The following is a 14,580-nucleotide window of genomic DNA, read 5'->3' on the forward strand; positions in this document are numbered from 1 at the left end:
CACGATGCGTGGCGCCGGGCCCCTGACGACACACGGAGCACCCAGCACCATGCCCGTCCTGCAGATCGAGGGCGACGACTTCACCCTCGGCGGCGAGCCGTTCCGGATCATCTCCGGCGGCCTCCACTACTTCCGCATCCACCCCGACCACTGGGCCGACCGCCTGCGCAAGGCACGGCTGATGGGCCTCAACACGGTGGAGACCTACGTCCCGTGGAACCTCCACCAGCCGCAGCCCGACACCTTCCGGCTCGACGCCGGGCTCGACCTCCCGGCCTTCCTCGACCTCGCCGCCGCCGAAGGGCTCCACGTCCTGCTGCGCCCCGGCCCGTACATCTGCGCCGAATGGGAGGGCGGCGGCCTGCCCTCCTGGCTGCTGGCCGACCCCCACATCCGGCTGCGCAGCCAGGACCCGGCATATCTCGACGCCGTGGAAGGCTACTTCACCCACCTGCTCCCGCCGCTCCTGGACAGGCTGGCCACCCGAGGCGGCCCGATCCTGGCGGTGCAGGTGGAGAACGAGTACGGCGCCTACGGCGACGACACCGCGCACCTCGCCCACCTCGCCGACCTCCTGCGCCGGCTGGGCGTCGACGTCCCCCTGTTCACCTGCGACCAGCCCGCCGACCTCGAACGCGGAGCACTCCCCGGCACGCTCGCGACCGCCAACTTCGGCAGCCACTCCCGGCGCGGCCTCGCCGCCCTGCGCGCCCACCAGCCCACCGGCCCGCTGATGTGCAGCGAATTCTGGAACGGCTGGTTCGACCGCTGGGGCAGTCACCACGTGGTCCGCGATCCCGGCCAGGCCGCTGAGGAGTTGGACGACCTGCTGTCGACCGGAGCCTCGGTCAACCTGTACATGTTCCACGGCGGCACCAGCTTCGGCTTCACCAACGGCGCCAACGACAAGCACACCTACCGGCCCACCGTCAGCTCGTACGACTACGACGCCCCCCTCGACGAGGCCGGCGATCCCACCGCGAAGTACCACACGTTCCGCGAGGTCATCGCCAAGTACGCGCCCGTGCCGGCCGAGCCGGCCCCCGGCCGCGGCCCGAAACTCGCCGTACCGGGCATCACCCTCACCGAGACCGCTCCGCTGTTCGACAACCTGCCCTTCCTGGGTACTCCGGTGCCGTCCGAAGAGCCACTGACGATGGAAGGGCTCGGTCAGGACTTCGGGTTCGTCCTCTACGAGACCGTCCTGCCCGCCGCGGGCCCCGCCGTACTGGAGCTGGAGGGCGTGCGCGACCGCGCGCAGGTCTTCGTCGACCGCCAGCCGGTCGGAGTCCTGGAGCGCGAGAACCACGAGCACGCCATCGCGTTCACCGTCCCACGGGCGGGCACCGTCCTGAGCCTGCTGGTGGAGAACCAGGGCCGGGTCAACTACGGGGCGGGCATCCACGACCGCAAGGGGCTCCTCGGACAGGTCCGACTCAACGGCACGCGGCTCACCGGCTGGACCAACCGGGCGCTGCCGCTCACCTCACTCGGCAGCCTGGCCTACGGCAGTGGTGGCCCACCCGCCGCCGGCCCGGCGTTCCACCGCGGTACCTTCGATCTGGACACACCGGCCGACACCTTCGTTCACCTGCCGGGATGGACCAAGGGCAACGTCTGGGTCAACGGCTTCCATCTGGGGCGCTACTGGTCCCGCGGCCCACAACGCTCGCTCTACGTGCCCGGTCCCGTCCTGCGCCCGGGGCCGAACGACATCACCGTGCTGGAACTGCACGCCACCCGCCTCGCCCGCACCGTCGACCTCCGGGAGGGCCCCGACCTCGGCCCGACCGAGGAGTAGAGACCGAGGCGGGGGCCTTCGGCAGCCCGCGTACTCCTCGGCGCGGCCCTCGCCCACCCGGACCCGTCCTCGTGGTCGACAACGGCATCCGGTCCGGCGGACCCGAGCCGGCCCTGCGACAGCTCCCGCACCTGGTGGCCGACGGGACGGGGTGAGGAGTCCTCCGGGCAGTCGGGTCCTCTGCTCGATCTGGGTGTGGACGTGGTCGTCCCGGCCGGGTGCTATCCGATGCTCCTGTTCGCCGGAGAGCGGAGCTTCGGGCTCGGCGGTGCCGAGGTGCTGGACGGGTTGCCGGTGGCCGTCATGGCCGTCGAGACGGCCGTCAGGCTCCGCCGCCCGAACGGCCCGGGTGCAAGCCGTACACCCGGGTCCGCGCTGCCGAGCCTTCCTGAGTCTCAGCGCGGTGCCCGGCGGAGCAAGCTCACGCTCGCTGACGCATTGGCTGAGCGCTGTCCCGGGACTGACTGTTCGCAGGCCGGATAGGGTGACAGGGCGTCCGACAGGCCGAGGGCCACCACCAGCACGTCGGCCTGGTCCACATCGACTTCGAGACCCGGCGGCGCACCCCGAAGGCCTCCCACGCCTGGTACCGCGACCTGATCGCCGCCTACCGGGATCGATTCACGAAGTAGGGAACGCCGGGCGACTTCCGTACCGATCCGGCCGGCCCGACCGCGGCCGGCTCGTCGGCGCCCTCCTCGGACTCCTCGGTGCGAGGTGTCAGCAGACGGCGGCGAGTGAGTCGACGAGGATGCCGAGTCCGTCCCGGGCCTCGTCCTCGCTGAGGGTGAGCGGTGGCGCCATCCGCAGGGTGTGGCCGCGAAGGCCGCCCCTGCCGATGAGCAGACCCCGTCGCTTCGACTCGTCCAGCACCCGGCCGGCCAGCGACGGGCTCGGCGCTCCCGAGTCGGGGTCGACCAGGTCGACGGCGAACATCAGGCCCTTGCCCCGGACGTCTCCCACGACCGGAAGCCCCTTCGCGGCGGTCCGCAGGCCGTCGATCAGCATGCGGCCGACCCGGTGCGCGTGGGACTGGAGGTCGTGCGCGAGCAGGTAGTCGAGGGTGGCCTTGGCAGCCGCCGTCGCGATCGGGTTGCCGCCGAAGGTGGAGATGCCGTTGGCCGGAAGCGCGTCCATCAGGGCACCGCCCGCGACGACACCGCCGATGGCGAATCCGTTCCCCAAGCCCTTCGCGAAGGTCATGATGTCGGGTGTCACGCCATGGGCCTGGATGCCCCAGAAGTGCTCTCCGGTACGGCCCCAACCGGTCTGCACCTCGTCCGAGACCAGCAGGATCCCGTACCGGTCCAGGATCTCCCGGTATCTCGCGAGGAGCCCGTCGGGTGCGGCGGTGAAGCCGCCGACACCCTGGACGGGCTCCGCGATCAGGCAGGCGACGTCGGTGGCGGTGGCGGTGTCGAGGACGTGCTGCAGATCGTCCGCGCAGAAGGCCAGGAACTCCTCGTCGGACAGCTGCGGGAATCGCGCGCGATCAGTGCCGTGCAGATGGTGCACGTTGACGGGCGAGAGCGAGGAGTTCTTCCAACTCCGGTTGCCCGTGACGGCCATGGCCCCGTACGAGCGTCCGTGGTAGCTGTTGCGCAGGGCGAGCACCTGGTCGGACCGGCGGGCGTTGGTGGCGAGCAGCAGCGCCGTCTCCGTGGCCTCGGTACCGGAGTTGGTGAAGAACACCTTGGCGTTCGCGATGCCCGACAGCTCCGCGATCCTCTCGGCCAACTCCACCTGGGAGCGGATGAGATACAGCGTGGAGGTGTGCACGACGCCGGTGCGCAACTGCCGCTCGACTGCCTCCCGGACCTCGGGCACGTCGTACCCGAGCATGTTGGTGAGGATCCCGGCGAAGAAGTCGAGGTAGCTCCGCCCGTCGGAGTCGGTGACACGGCACCCCTTGCCGCTCACGATCTCGATCGGCTCGTCGTAGTAGAGCGACACCCACGACGGCATGACCGCGCGATGGCGGCTGAGCAGGTTCGACATGCGAGGCTCTCACTTCCTTGCGACAGCACCGACCTCGCGCCGGCGGGCCGGCCACCACACGCGGACGCTCTCCGGCAAGCTACCCCAGACCGGGCCCGCAGGACGGTCAGGCGTGGCCGACGCGGGGGCTTCCCGCCGCGGTGCCCCGCACCGGACTCCAGCCGTTCAGCCGTTCGGCCGTTCGGGCCGCTCGTCGTACGGGGCCCTGCGGTCTGACGCACGCACCCCTGTGCCATGCGCCCGGGATGTCCCCGCCGACTGACATGATGGTTCAGTGGACGCCCAGAGGAGGACCGAGCCACCCCGCGCGGCCGACGAGCACACGACGCTGACCGGCTTCCTGCAGCACCAGCGCGAGACGCTGGCCTCGACCTGCGCGGGGCTCACCGCCGAGCAGCTGAGAGCGCGGGCGGTGAGCCCCTCGGGACTCTCCCTGATCGGGCTCGTCCGGCACATGGCCGATGTCGAGCGGACCTGGTTCCGCAACGTGGTTCACGGCGAACGCACCAAGCCCCACTGGCCCCGCGGCGAGGGCGGTGCGTTCGACGTCGACACGGCGGACCCGACCGAGGCGTTCGACGCCTGGCACGAGGAGTGCGCCCGGTCCCGCGCCATCGTGGACGCCGCCGAGTCCCTCGACGCCACCGGCCGCTTCGGCAGCGACGTCTTCTCGCTCCGCTACGTCCTCACCCACATGATCGAGGAGTACGCCCGCCACAACGGCCAGGCCGACCTTCTCCGCCAAGCCATCGACGCGGCCGCCGGCGAGTGAGCCGGCGAACGCCGTCGCCGGTTGAGACGGCCGGGCCCGGGAGGACCTCGGAGCGGGGGAGTCGGGCCGGCCTGTCAGATCACGGACTTGCACGAACTTCCTGACACGCCCCTGCGGTGAGCCCGGGAGGAATGCCTCATGCCGGCGCACCGGGCCGGGCCCCGGTGCGCCGACGGAGTTTGCGAGAGGGCACCGTCAGGAGAGGTACCACTGCTGGTTGGACTGGCTGTTGCAGGCCCACAGTTGGACCAGTGCGCCGTTGCTGGTGGAGACACCGGTCACGTCCAGGCAGAGTCCGGACTGGACTCCGGTGATCGTGCCGTTGGAGTTGAAGGTCCACTGCTGGTTGGTCTGGCCGTTGCACGGCCAGACGGCGACCTTGGTGCCGTTGGTGGTGCCCTTGCCGTAGGCGTCCAGGCAGAGTCGGCTGGAGCCGCTGTAGACCGTCAACTCGCCGTTCGCGGTGCGCGTGAAGGTCTGGTTGGTCTGGCCGTTGCAGTCCCAGATCTGGGTCTGGGTGCCGGGGGTCGTCGACGCGTTCGGTACGTCCAGGCACTTGCCCGCGCCCACGGCGTGCACTGCTCCGGTGGTGCCGCTGCCGCTCGTCACGCCCGCCTGAGCGATCACCTGCTGCGCCCCGGACGGCCAGTTGGTGCCGCTGACCTGGACGTTTCCGGTGAGGACGTTGTTGTGTGGAGCGCCGGTGGCGACTTGGGTGGCGCCGCCGTTGTACCAGTTGCCGGAGAAGGTGCTGTCGTTGGTGTTGTTGCTGCCGCTCGCGTTGGTGAAGGCCCACACGCCCGAGTCCTGGATCACGTTGTTGCTCAGGGTCTCGGAGCGGGAGCCCTCGTCGAGGTAGAGGCCGACGGTGTTCCTGTTGTCGTAGACGTAGTTGTGGTCGATGCTCGTGCCGGGGTTGGCGGACAGGGTGTAGATGCTGCCGCCGTCGTGGAACACCTTCTTGGTGCCGTGCACCTTGTTGTAGCTGATGACGGTGTTCTTCAGGGTCGTCGCCGTGGTGTAGACGGGCTGGTAGTTGTAGAGGCCGCGGTTGCGGTAGTCCTGGCTGCCGCCGACGTCGTTGGCTCCCCAGCCCCATCCGACGTCGATGCCGTCGTAGGCGAGGTTCGAGACCTCGTTGTGGGTGATGACGGCGTGGGTGACGTAGGTCGAGAGGATCCCGGCCATGTCCTTGTAGTCCTTGGCGACGTCGCTGATCCGGTTGTCCTGGATGGTGATGTTCTGGTTCGTCATCGCGGGGTCGGACGGGTGGTGGGCGTCGGGCTGCACGCCGCCGACGACGATGCCCGCCCCGGAGTCGTCGGTGAACGTGTTGCCCGAGACCGTGATGTCCGAGGCTCCCAGGCCGACGCCGGAGGCATGGGCGTTGGCGTCGTTGCCGATGCCGAGGCCGACCTGGCCCAAGTGGGAGAAGGAGTTCCCGGAGAAGGTGATGGAGGAGGCCGCCGAGACCTGCACGGCCGCCGGCACCTGGTTCCAGCTGTTGCGGGCGGCCTCGAACAGCTGGCATCCCGACTGGCAGGAGGTCATGAAGTCCGAGGGCTGGTTGAAGGCGCTCGCCAGGAACGCCCCGCTCTGCTGGTCGGCGTAGCCGACGTTGGTGCCGGGCTGCAGCCAGGTGGTGTGCTGGAAGGCGATGCCCTGGAAGGTGATGTCGTGCGCGGGGTCGGTGTAGCTGCCGCTGATCTGCAGCAGGGAGGTCAGCCGGGGCAGTTCGATGTCGTGGGCCGTGGCCTGCCAGCCCGCAGGGGCCTTGTAGTACAGCTGGCCCGCCTGCGGGTCCAGGTACCACTGCCCGGTGGACTTCAGGAACGCGTAGGAGTTCTCCAACTGCAGCGACCCGCCGGCGAAGGGCTTGGCCAGGGTGTCGTACCCCCAGTTGTTGTTGTTCCAGGCCGGCTGCTGCATGGTGATGGTGGTCCCGCTGATAGACTGCACCGGGGCGAAGCGGTCGGTGAAGGAGTTCTGGCTCTCCAGCTCGATCCGGTTCTGCTGCGGCAGCGTGGCGAGGTAGTTCAGCGCCGAGTTGACGATGGTCATCCCGGTGGCGGTGATGTTCACGTCGTTGCGCGAGATCGGGATCGCCGCCCGCGGCGCGAGCATCCCGTCGACGTACAGCTGCCGCGAGTCGACACCGGTCGGGACCGGCGCCGCGTAGATGTTGTTCGCGGAGTCCTTCAGGGTCCAGCCCGTCACCTGCTGCCCACCCGACAGCACCGGGCTCGCGCCCGGGGCGGCCTGCCAGATCACCCGGTGGCCGTTGCCGCCCGAGTCCGCGCTGCCGAGCGTGAGCGGCGCGGTCAGCCGGTAGGTTCCGCCCGCGAGCTGCACCACGATGTCACCGGTCATGCTCCCGTTGACGGCTTCCACGGAGGTCTTCGCCTGGGTCAGGGAGCAGGGGGCCGAGGAGGAACACGCGGTACCGCTGCCGGTCGGCGAAACGTACAGGGTGGTCATCGTCGCCGCCTGCGAGACCGCGGCGGGCGCGGCCACGACGCCGGCGGCGGCCAGAGCCGCGACGAGGGCCCCGCGGGTGAGGCCGAACGCCGGGAGTCTGCGTTGGGTGGGTTTCATGGAATTGCTCTCTCCTTGCATGGTGGTGGGCAGGGCGGGTGCGGCTGGAACACCGCCCTCTCATGGAGCCGTCCCCGGCCGGGGACGGGTTCGCGCGTGGGCTGGAACGCCGGTGGCGTCCCAGCTCAACTGCCGGTCCATCAACTGCGGGCCCATTTCTGGTTGCCGGCACCGGTGCACTGCCACAACTGGATCAGGGTGCCGTTGGCGGTGCCGTAGGCGCTGACGTCCAGGCACAGGCCGGACTGGATGCTGGTGACCGTGCCGTCCGCGTTGAGGTTCCACTGCTGGTTGGTGCCGCCGTTGCAGTCCCAGATGATCGCCCGGGTGCCGTTCGCGGTGCCCTTGGCCTCGGCGTCCAGGCACTTGCCGCCGAAGACCCGGAGCTCCTTGGCGCCGGTCTGCGTCCACTGCTGGTTGGTGCCGGTGTGGCAGTCCCACAGCTGCGTCCGGGTGCCGTTGCTCTGGCTGCTGTTCGGGACGTCCAGGCAGCGGTTGGCGCTGGTGCTGCGCAGCGGAGCGGCCGCGCCGGCGCCGGCCTTGCCGTAGCCGACGGCGGTGATGCCCGCCTGCACCGCGTTCTCGGTGGTGTCCGAGGGGAAGCCCGCGGTGATGGCGCCCTCGAAGAACTCGCCCTGGCCGGAGACGCTGTTGTCGCCCCCGGTCCCGAGCAGCAGGGAGCTGTCGGTCTTCATCGGCGAGTAGCCGTTGGGCAGTGCACCGGAGTAGGTGGTGGTGAGCCCGCCGCTCGCGGCGTTTCCGTACTTCAGGGTGAAGTTGCTGGTCCCGTTGTTCTTCTCCAGGGCGGTGACGAAGGGGTAGTGGATGCCCTGGTTGTCGGGGTCCTTGTTGGAGCCGGCGTTGGTGTGGAACATCCCGTTCTCCAGGTCGGCCTCGACCCAGGGGCCGGTGCCGGTGCAGCCGCCGAACCAGCAGGCGTTGCCCCAGTAGATGGCGTTCATGGTGGCGTTGCCGGTGTCGGTGTGGCTGTTCTCGCCGCTGCCGTAGTCGAAGCAGCACCACTGGTTGGTGAACTCGGACGAGGTCACCATGTAGATGCCCTCGGGCTGGGAGCCGGTGGGAGCTCCGTCGGCATGGTCGATGCGGTAGCCCACGCCTTGCGTGACCTTGACGCCGAAGACCTGGTGCCCGCCCGCCATGACGGGCAGCGCCGAGGCGTCTGCGCCCACGTCGGCGCCGTTCGGGCCCGGTCCCTTCCAGTAGCCGCCCCACGAGACGGGCAGGTCGTTGTGGTGGCTGGTCTGGTCGTAGATCTTGGTGATGGTGCACGGGGTTCCGGCGCAGAAGGACGTCTGGGCCGACGCGTCGGCGTAGCCGCCGACGGAGAGCAGGCCCACGTCGCGGTAGGTGCGGTCGGATCCGCGCTGGACCTGGTACAGCGGGCCGTTGTAGCCCGCGAACAGCGCCCGTGTGGTTGCGTGGGCCGCTATGCAGGGCGTGCCGCCGGCCGCGTAGAGGTCACAGGGCAGCGACGCTGCCGCGGCAGGGTTCGCCCCCGCGGCGGGACTGCTCGCGGCGGCCCGGCCGCCGACGACAGCCATCGCTGTCGCCAGGACCAGCAGCAGCACAGCGGCCAGTCCGACCGGGCGTAAGCCGGGGGAGAGGGAGGACGTGCGGTGGTGCATCGGAGCCTCCTCGGCGTAGGGACGCGGGTTCGGCACGGCGACTGCGGGCCAGTGGCGGGGCCCTGCTGTCGCCGAGGTCTGTCATTGGTACGACACTATCGGCGCGATGGATCAGTCTTATGTGCGGAGTACTGACCGCTCGGATGCTGCCCGGGTGGCTCGCCGGAGGACGCGGCTGTGGTGCGAGTTCGCGCAGGCAGCGGTCGGCCGCGCGGACTCCCGGCATCGGCCGGACGGAGCGGTCATTCAGCCAGCTCGGAGCCGTTCCTCGTGCCACAGGCACTGCCGAGAGGAGAGATGCCGCAGCTCCCTCATTGTGAGCGCTCACAATGAATGGAGGGGATCACCGGTGCGCACTGCGTGCCGCCTGGGACACCCGCGGCGGCGAAATGAGACTGACACATATGTCGGCTGTACTTCAAGAGATGTGCAATACAGGTCTTCGGTGGGGCGACGATGCCAATCGGGCCTGCTGGGAACTTGGTCGGCTCTCGGCCGTCTGTCGTGGCAAGACAGCAGGCGGAGATTCCGGCCGCACCGAACGATCACCCGGCAGGTCCGTCCGGCCCTTCTGTCGGAGGCCACGGTCACGCGGCGGACTGGATTCCGTCATCGGGTTCCGGGCGCCGCCCCGTTCCGTCGGGTGGCCGAACCCGAGGAGATCGCCGGAGTCGTCCTCCTCGTCGGCCCCGGTGCCGGCTGCACCGCCGGCGCTCGGATTCCGGTCGACGGCGGCTTCGGCGCCGTGAGCGGGCAGCCTCGCATCGAGATCCGAACAGGGCGGGAACCGGGTGTCGCGTTCGGCGCGTCCCAGGTGGCGGCGCCCTGCCGACCCCACGTCCCCGGGTCCTCCGTTGCCGGCAGAGCGCTTGACCGTAGATCGACAGGAGACCAGGACCATGGCCGACCGGGCCCGCCCAGCCCTGCACCGCGTGCTGACGGTGGTGGCCCTGTGCGGTGTGCTCGCCGCGGCCGCGAGCGGATGCTCGGCGTCCGACGGCGAGGACACCGCTGTGCCGGACCGGTCGTCCGCCGCTCCGTCGACCGCTGCCGCACCAAGCGCGAACGCCGGGGGCGGAGGTGCGGTGGTTCTGCCCGAGCCGGGCATCTCCTTCGACTACCAGATCGGCGGTGCCTACCCGCCGCCGCCCGGTGTGCGCGCGGTTTCCCGCGACCGCGCCGCGCAGCCCGCGCCCGGCCTGTACAACATCTGCTACGTGAACGCCTTCCAGGCCCAGCCGGACGCCACCGACTGGTGGCAGGCCCACCACCCCGACCTGCTGCTCCGCTCCGGCGACGCACCGGTCGTCGACCGGGACTGGCACGAGGCCCTGCTTGACATCTCCACGGCTGCCAAGCGCGAACAGCTCGCCGGGATCGTGGGCGAGTGGATCGACGGCTGCGCCGCAGCCGGATTCCAGGCGGTCGAGGCCGACAACCTCGACTCCCACGAGCGGTCCGAGGGGCTCCTGACCGCCGACCACGACCTGGCGTTCGGGAAGTTGCTGGTCGACCGGGCTCACGCACGCGGTCTGGCGATCGGTCAGAAGAACGCCGCGGGCCTGGCCCGGCAGGGGCGCGGCCTCGGGTTCGACTTCGCGGTCGCCGAGGAATGCGGGCAGTACGACGAGTGCGGCGCCTACGCCGACGCGTACGACGACCGGGTCTTCGTCATCGAGTACAAGGCCGAGGGGCTCGCCGCCGCATGCAAGTCGTGGGGCAGGCGGCTGTCGGTGGTCCTGCGCGACCGGGACGTCGTCCCGGCCGGGGACGGTGGGTACCGCCGCCGCACCTGCTGAGCCGGTCCGGTGCACGCGACGCCCGGTGTTGACGACGTCGACGGGCCTCGGTGAGGCTCAGCACGAATGCTCTCCGCGCCACGTTGACCGGTACCCCGTGCCCCCGCCGTGCGCAGCTGTTCGATGAAGGCGCGGCTGATGTCGGCCACCGCGGTCACGTCGGCGGCGATCTCCTGGCGCGGTCGTGCCGGGTCCGTGGCGTGGAAGGGGCGAAGGTGGCGAACCCGGCGTTGTCGATCACGCTGGTGACGTGCAAGGCCGAGCCGTTCCATGCGCGTGGTCAGCGCCTGTCCTGGGTTGTGCGGCGTTCCACCGCCTCCGGCACCCCGGTGAGCTCGATCGCCTGATCGACCCCGCGACCGACGGTCCCCGGTTCCGGAAGGGAGCTGACGTGGGTCGGGTGAGCCCGTGAAAGAACGTGACTGATCAAGGATCACGGAACCGGAAGGCCCGTGGCAGGCCCGGCCGGCGCGGGCTCCACATGCGCCCGCGCGCCGAGTTGAGCGCTCGGCGCACCTCGGGCACCCAATGCCCTGGCCAAGTTCCGGTAACTCGATCGTTACGCACGCTGGTCGGCGCGAGGGCTTGGCGGGCCTCATCACAGGCCGTATGTTGTCGCGGGCAACAAACAGGGGGCCGGCTGCTTCCCCGCTTCGTGCTCGTGCCCATCCCCACCCTTCATCAGCCACGCACGTCCGGCGCAGGTCGGACACGCCTCGAAAGGACCCTGCCCATGCGCAAGGGACTCCTGTTCGCCACCGCTGCCGTGTCAGCGGCCCTGCTCTCCACCGTCACCGCCTGCGGTTCCTCGGGCTCCGGGGGCGACTCGGCGGGCGCCAAGAAGCCGAAGATCGGCGTGATCCTGCCGGACAGCAAGTCGTCCGTCCGCTGGGAGACCGCGGACCGGCCGTACCTCGCCGCGGCCTTCAAGGCCGCCGGTGTGGACTACGACATCCAGAACGCCGAAGGCGACAAGCAGGCGTTCCAGACGATCGCCGACCAGATGATCACCAACGGTGTGAACGTGCTGATCATCGTCAACCTCGACAGCGGCACCGGCAAGGCCGTCCTCGACAAGGCCAAGTCCCAGGGCGTGGCCACCATCGACTACGACCGGCTCACCCTCGGCGGCTCCGCCCAGTACTACGTCAGCTTCGACAATGTCCAGGTCGGCAAGCTCCAGGGGCAGGGCCTGACGAAGTGTCTGAGCGAGGCGGGCGCCAAGAACCCCGTCGTCGCCGAACTCAACGGCTCGCCGACGGACAACAACGCCACCCTGTTCGCCAACGGCTACAACAGCGTGCTCGACCCGAAGTACGCCTCCGGGGAGTACACCAAGGGCCCCAACCAGTCGGTGCCCGACTGGGACGGCCCCCAGGCGCAGACCATCTTCGAGCAGATGTACACCAGTCGGCCGGACGTCGCCGGGGTGCTCGCGGCCAACGACACCCTGGCCAACTCGGCCATCGCCGTGCTCCGCAAGAACCACCGCAACGGGCAGGTGCCGATCACCGGTCAGGACGCCTCGGTGCAGGGCCTGCAGAACATCCTGGCCGGCGACCAGTGCATGACCGTCTACAAGGCGGTGAAGAAGGAGGCCGACGCGGTGTCGGCCCTCGCGGTGGAGCTGGCCGCCGGCAAGAAGAGCCAGACCGGCGCCACCGTCCACGACCCGACGGGCAACCGTGACGTCCCGTCGGTGCTGCTGGCCCCCCAGGCCATCTTCAAGAACGACATCCAGAGCGTCATCACCGACGGCTACGTCACCAAGGCGCAGCTGTGCACCGTCGACTACGACGCGCTGTGCACGAAGGCCGGCATCAAGTAGCGAGCGCTCGGCCGTACCAGTGGGCCCCGGCCGCCGGTGGCACGGGGCCCACTCCGCCAATCCCCAGGAGCCTCACCCATGACAGAAACACCGACTCTCGAGTTGCGCGGGATCGACAAGAGCTTCGGCCCCGTCCAGGTCCTGCACGACGTCGCGCTCAGCGCCTACGCGGGGGAGGTCACGGCACTCGTCGGCGACAACGGCGCGGGCAAGTCGACGCTGGTCAAGTGCATCGGCGGGATCCACCCCATCGATGCGGGGGACTACCTCTTCGAAGGCCGGCCGGTCCAGGTGCACAGCCCGCGCGAGGCCGCCGCGCTCGGTGTGGAGATCGTCTACCAGGACCTCGCGCTGTGCGACAACCTCGACATCGTGCAGAACATGTTCCTGGGGCGGGAGAAGCGCCGCGGCCTGGTGCTCGACGACTCGACCATGGAGGAGATGGCCGCCGCGACGCTCAAGGGGCTCTCGGTACGGACCGTCAAGTCCCTCCGCCAGAAGGTCTCCAGCCTCTCCGGCGGCCAGCGCCAGACCGTGGCCATCGCCAAGGCGGTGCTGTGGAACAGCAAGCTCGTGGTCCTCGACGAGCCCACCGCCGCCCTGGGCGTCGCCCAGACCGCGCAGGTGCTGGAACTCGTGCGCCGGCTGGCCGACAACGGCCTGGCCGTCGTGCTCATCTCGCACAACATGAACGACGTCTTCGCGGTCTCCGACCGGATAGCCGCGCTCTACCTCGGCCGGATGGCCGCCCAGGTCAAGGCCTCCGACGTGACTCACGCTCAGGTCGTCGAACTGATCACCTCGGGCCGCAGCGGCGACCTGGGCCCCCGGACCACCTCCAACGGAGCCGCCGTATGACCTCCGCCCTCGCCCCCCAGAAGCCCGAGCGGCCCAACCGCCCCACCGACTCCGCGGAAGGCCGGCCCGCAACCGCCGGCCTCGGGGACATCGGCCGCCGCTACCTCGACCAGGTGCGCGCGGGCGAGCTCGGCGCCCTTCCCGCCGTCGCCGGCCTGGTCGTCCTGTGCGTGTTCTTCTCCCTGCTGCGCCCGGTCTTCCTGTCCAACCTGAACTTCGCCAACCTGCTCACCCAGAGCGCGGGCAGCATAGCCATCGCCATGGGGCTGGTCTTCGTCCTGCTCCTCGGAGAGATCGACCTGTCCGCCGGGTACGCCAGCGGTGTGTGCGCCGCGGTCCTGGCCGTCCTGCTGACCAACCACGGCTGGCCCTGGTACGCCGCGGTGGCCGCCGCCATGCTGACCGGTGCGGCCATCGGCCTGCTCATCGGCACGCTCGTCGCCAAGGTCGGCATCCCCTCCTTCGTGGTGACGCTGGCCGCGTTCCTCGGTTTCCAGGGCATCGTCCTGATCCTGCTGAAGGAAGGCACGAACGTCTCCATCAAGGACCCCACCATCCTGGCCATCGCGAACGACAACCTCAGCCCCGCCCTCGGCTGGGTCCTGCTGGCCTGCTGCGCCGCCGGGTACGCCGCCCTGCAACTGCGCCGCAGCCGCGACCGGCGCGGCCGGGGCCTCGCCGGCACTCCGGCGGCACTTCTCGCCATCCGGACCGGCGCCGTCGTCGTGCTCGGCGGCGCGGCCGTGTACCTGCTCAACCAGGAGCGCAGCCGCAACATCGTCATCGGCTCCCTCACCGGCGTGCCCATCGTCGTGCCCGTGATCGGGGCCCTCGTCCTGCTCGGGACGTTCACCCTGCAGCGGACCGGCTTCGGCCTGCACATCTACGCCGTGGGCGGCAGCGCCGAAGCCGCCCGCCGGGCCGGGATCAACGTCGCCTTCATCCGCACCGCCGCCTTCGTCATCTGCTCCTGCCTGGCGGCCGTCGGCGGCATCATCGCCGCCTCCCGGGGCAACTCCGTGGACCCCAACACCGGCGGGAGCAACGTCCTGCTGCTCGCCGTCGGGAGCGCCGTCATCGGCGGCACGAGCCTGTTCGGCGGTCGCGGCCGCGTCGTCGACGCCGTGCTGGGCGGCCTGGTCGTCGCGGTGATCCAGAACGGCATGGGCCTGATGGGGTACAGCTCGGGCGTCAAGTACGCTGTCACGGGATCGGTTCTGCTGGTGGCCGCCGGTGTGGACGCCATGTCCCGCCGCCGCACAGCCCGACGATGAGGGTCGCCC

10 protein-coding genes and 1 pseudogene are annotated in these 14,580 nt (G+C 70.2%); 8 read left to right on the plus strand and 3 right to left on the minus strand.

Annotated elements, in window-relative coordinates:
- The first annotated feature begins 49 nt into the window (after window positions 1-49).
- Window positions 50-1,801 carry a glycoside hydrolase family 35 protein gene (locus AB0M03_RS14165; protein ID WP_363491673.1) on the plus strand — a complete coding sequence of 584 codons (1,752 nt, stop codon included), beginning with the start codon at window positions 50-52 and terminating at the stop codon, window positions 1,799-1,801.
- A 512-nt stretch (window positions 1,802-2,313) separates the two neighbouring features.
- A pseudogene (locus AB0M03_RS14170) lies at window positions 2,314-2,433 on the plus strand (family 1 glycosylhydrolase); the annotation flags it as partial.
- Between the two features lie 88 nt (window positions 2,434-2,521).
- On the opposite strand, the gene AB0M03_RS14175 reads toward AB0M03_RS14170, so the two are convergent.
- Entirely contained in the window at window positions 2,522-3,799 is a 1,278-nt protein-coding gene (locus tag AB0M03_RS14175) for an aspartate aminotransferase family protein (protein WP_363491674.1), read from the minus strand.
- Between the two features lie 274 nt (window positions 3,800-4,073).
- Between AB0M03_RS14175 and AB0M03_RS14180 the strand changes: the two genes are divergently transcribed.
- Window positions 4,074-4,571: a DinB family protein gene (locus tag AB0M03_RS14180; protein WP_363491676.1), complete on the plus strand. Its 498-nt coding sequence runs from the start codon at window positions 4,074-4,076 to the stop codon at window positions 4,569-4,571.
- Window positions 4,572-4,766: 195 nt separating this feature from the next.
- On the opposite strand, the gene AB0M03_RS14185 is transcribed toward AB0M03_RS14180, so the two are convergent.
- Together AB0M03_RS14185 and AB0M03_RS14190 are read right to left on the minus strand one after the other, a co-directional pair.
- Window positions 4,767-7,166, minus strand: coding sequence for a ricin-type beta-trefoil lectin domain protein (locus tag AB0M03_RS14185; RefSeq protein ID WP_363491677.1), 2,400 nt, complete (start codon window positions 7,164-7,166; stop codon window positions 4,767-4,769).
- A 140-nt stretch (window positions 7,167-7,306) separates the two neighbouring features.
- Complete coding sequence (locus AB0M03_RS14190; protein WP_363491678.1) at window positions 7,307-8,812, minus strand: arabinofuranosidase catalytic domain-containing protein; 1,506 nt, start codon at window positions 8,810-8,812, stop codon at window positions 7,307-7,309.
- Window positions 8,813-9,711: 899 nt separating this feature from the next.
- Between AB0M03_RS14190 and AB0M03_RS14195 the strand changes: the two genes are divergently transcribed.
- The 5 genes from AB0M03_RS14195 to AB0M03_RS14215 all read left to right on the plus strand — a co-directional run bounded on the left by AB0M03_RS14195 (window position 9,712) and on the right by AB0M03_RS14215 (window position 14,571).
- A complete protein-coding gene (locus AB0M03_RS14195; protein ID WP_363491679.1) occupies window positions 9,712-10,611 on the plus strand; it encodes an endo alpha-1,4 polygalactosaminidase in 900 nt (299 codons plus the stop codon).
- 215 nt (window positions 10,612-10,826) lie between these two features.
- Window positions 10,827-10,958 (plus strand): hypothetical protein, encoded by a 132-nt coding sequence (locus tag AB0M03_RS14200; RefSeq protein ID WP_363491680.1) that lies wholly within the window; start codon window positions 10,827-10,829, stop codon window positions 10,956-10,958.
- A 386-nt stretch (window positions 10,959-11,344) separates the two neighbouring features.
- Window positions 11,345-12,439: a substrate-binding domain-containing protein gene (locus AB0M03_RS14205; protein ID WP_363491681.1), complete on the plus strand. Its 1,095-nt coding sequence runs from the start codon at window positions 11,345-11,347 to the stop codon at window positions 12,437-12,439.
- Window positions 12,440-12,517: 78 nt separating this feature from the next.
- Window positions 12,518-13,297 carry an ATP-binding cassette domain-containing protein gene (locus AB0M03_RS14210; RefSeq protein ID WP_363491682.1) on the plus strand — a complete coding sequence of 260 codons (780 nt, stop codon included), beginning with the start codon at window positions 12,518-12,520 and terminating at the stop codon, window positions 13,295-13,297.
- Window positions 13,294-14,571 (plus strand): ABC transporter permease, encoded by a 1,278-nt coding sequence (locus AB0M03_RS14215; RefSeq protein ID WP_363491683.1) that lies wholly within the window; start codon window positions 13,294-13,296, stop codon window positions 14,569-14,571. Before AB0M03_RS14210 ends, AB0M03_RS14215 begins: the two co-directional genes overlap by 4 nt.
- Window positions 14,572-14,580 lie beyond the last annotated feature (9 nt).

Origin of the sequence: Kitasatospora sp. NPDC051914 (assembly GCF_040680995.1) — a bacterium.
Taxonomy (GTDB): Bacteria; Actinomycetota; Actinomycetes; order Streptomycetales; family Streptomycetaceae; genus Kitasatospora.

Excerpts from the sequence above, each read along its gene's own strand:
- AB0M03_RS14165 (WP_363491673.1), top strand. The coding sequence starts at position 50 with ATGCCCGTCCTGCAGATCGAGGGCGACGACTTCACCCTCGGCGGCGAG.
- AB0M03_RS14175 (WP_363491674.1), bottom strand. The coding sequence starts at position 3,799 with ATGTCGAACCTGCTCAGCCGCCATCGCGCGGTCATGCCGTCGTGGGTG.
- AB0M03_RS14185 (WP_363491677.1), bottom strand. The coding sequence starts at position 7,166 with ATGAAACCCACCCAACGCAGACTCCCGGCGTTCGGCCTCACCCGCGGG.
- AB0M03_RS14190 (WP_363491678.1), bottom strand. The coding sequence starts at position 8,812 with ATGCACCACCGCACGTCCTCCCTCTCCCCCGGCTTACGCCCGGTCGGA.
- AB0M03_RS14195 (WP_363491679.1), top strand. The coding sequence starts at position 9,712 with ATGGCCGACCGGGCCCGCCCAGCCCTGCACCGCGTGCTGACGGTGGTG.
- AB0M03_RS14205 (WP_363491681.1), top strand. The coding sequence starts at position 11,345 with ATGCGCAAGGGACTCCTGTTCGCCACCGCTGCCGTGTCAGCGGCCCTG.
- AB0M03_RS14210 (WP_363491682.1), top strand. The coding sequence starts at position 12,518 with ATGACAGAAACACCGACTCTCGAGTTGCGCGGGATCGACAAGAGCTTC.
- AB0M03_RS14215 (WP_363491683.1), top strand. The coding sequence starts at position 13,294 with ATGACCTCCGCCCTCGCCCCCCAGAAGCCCGAGCGGCCCAACCGCCCC.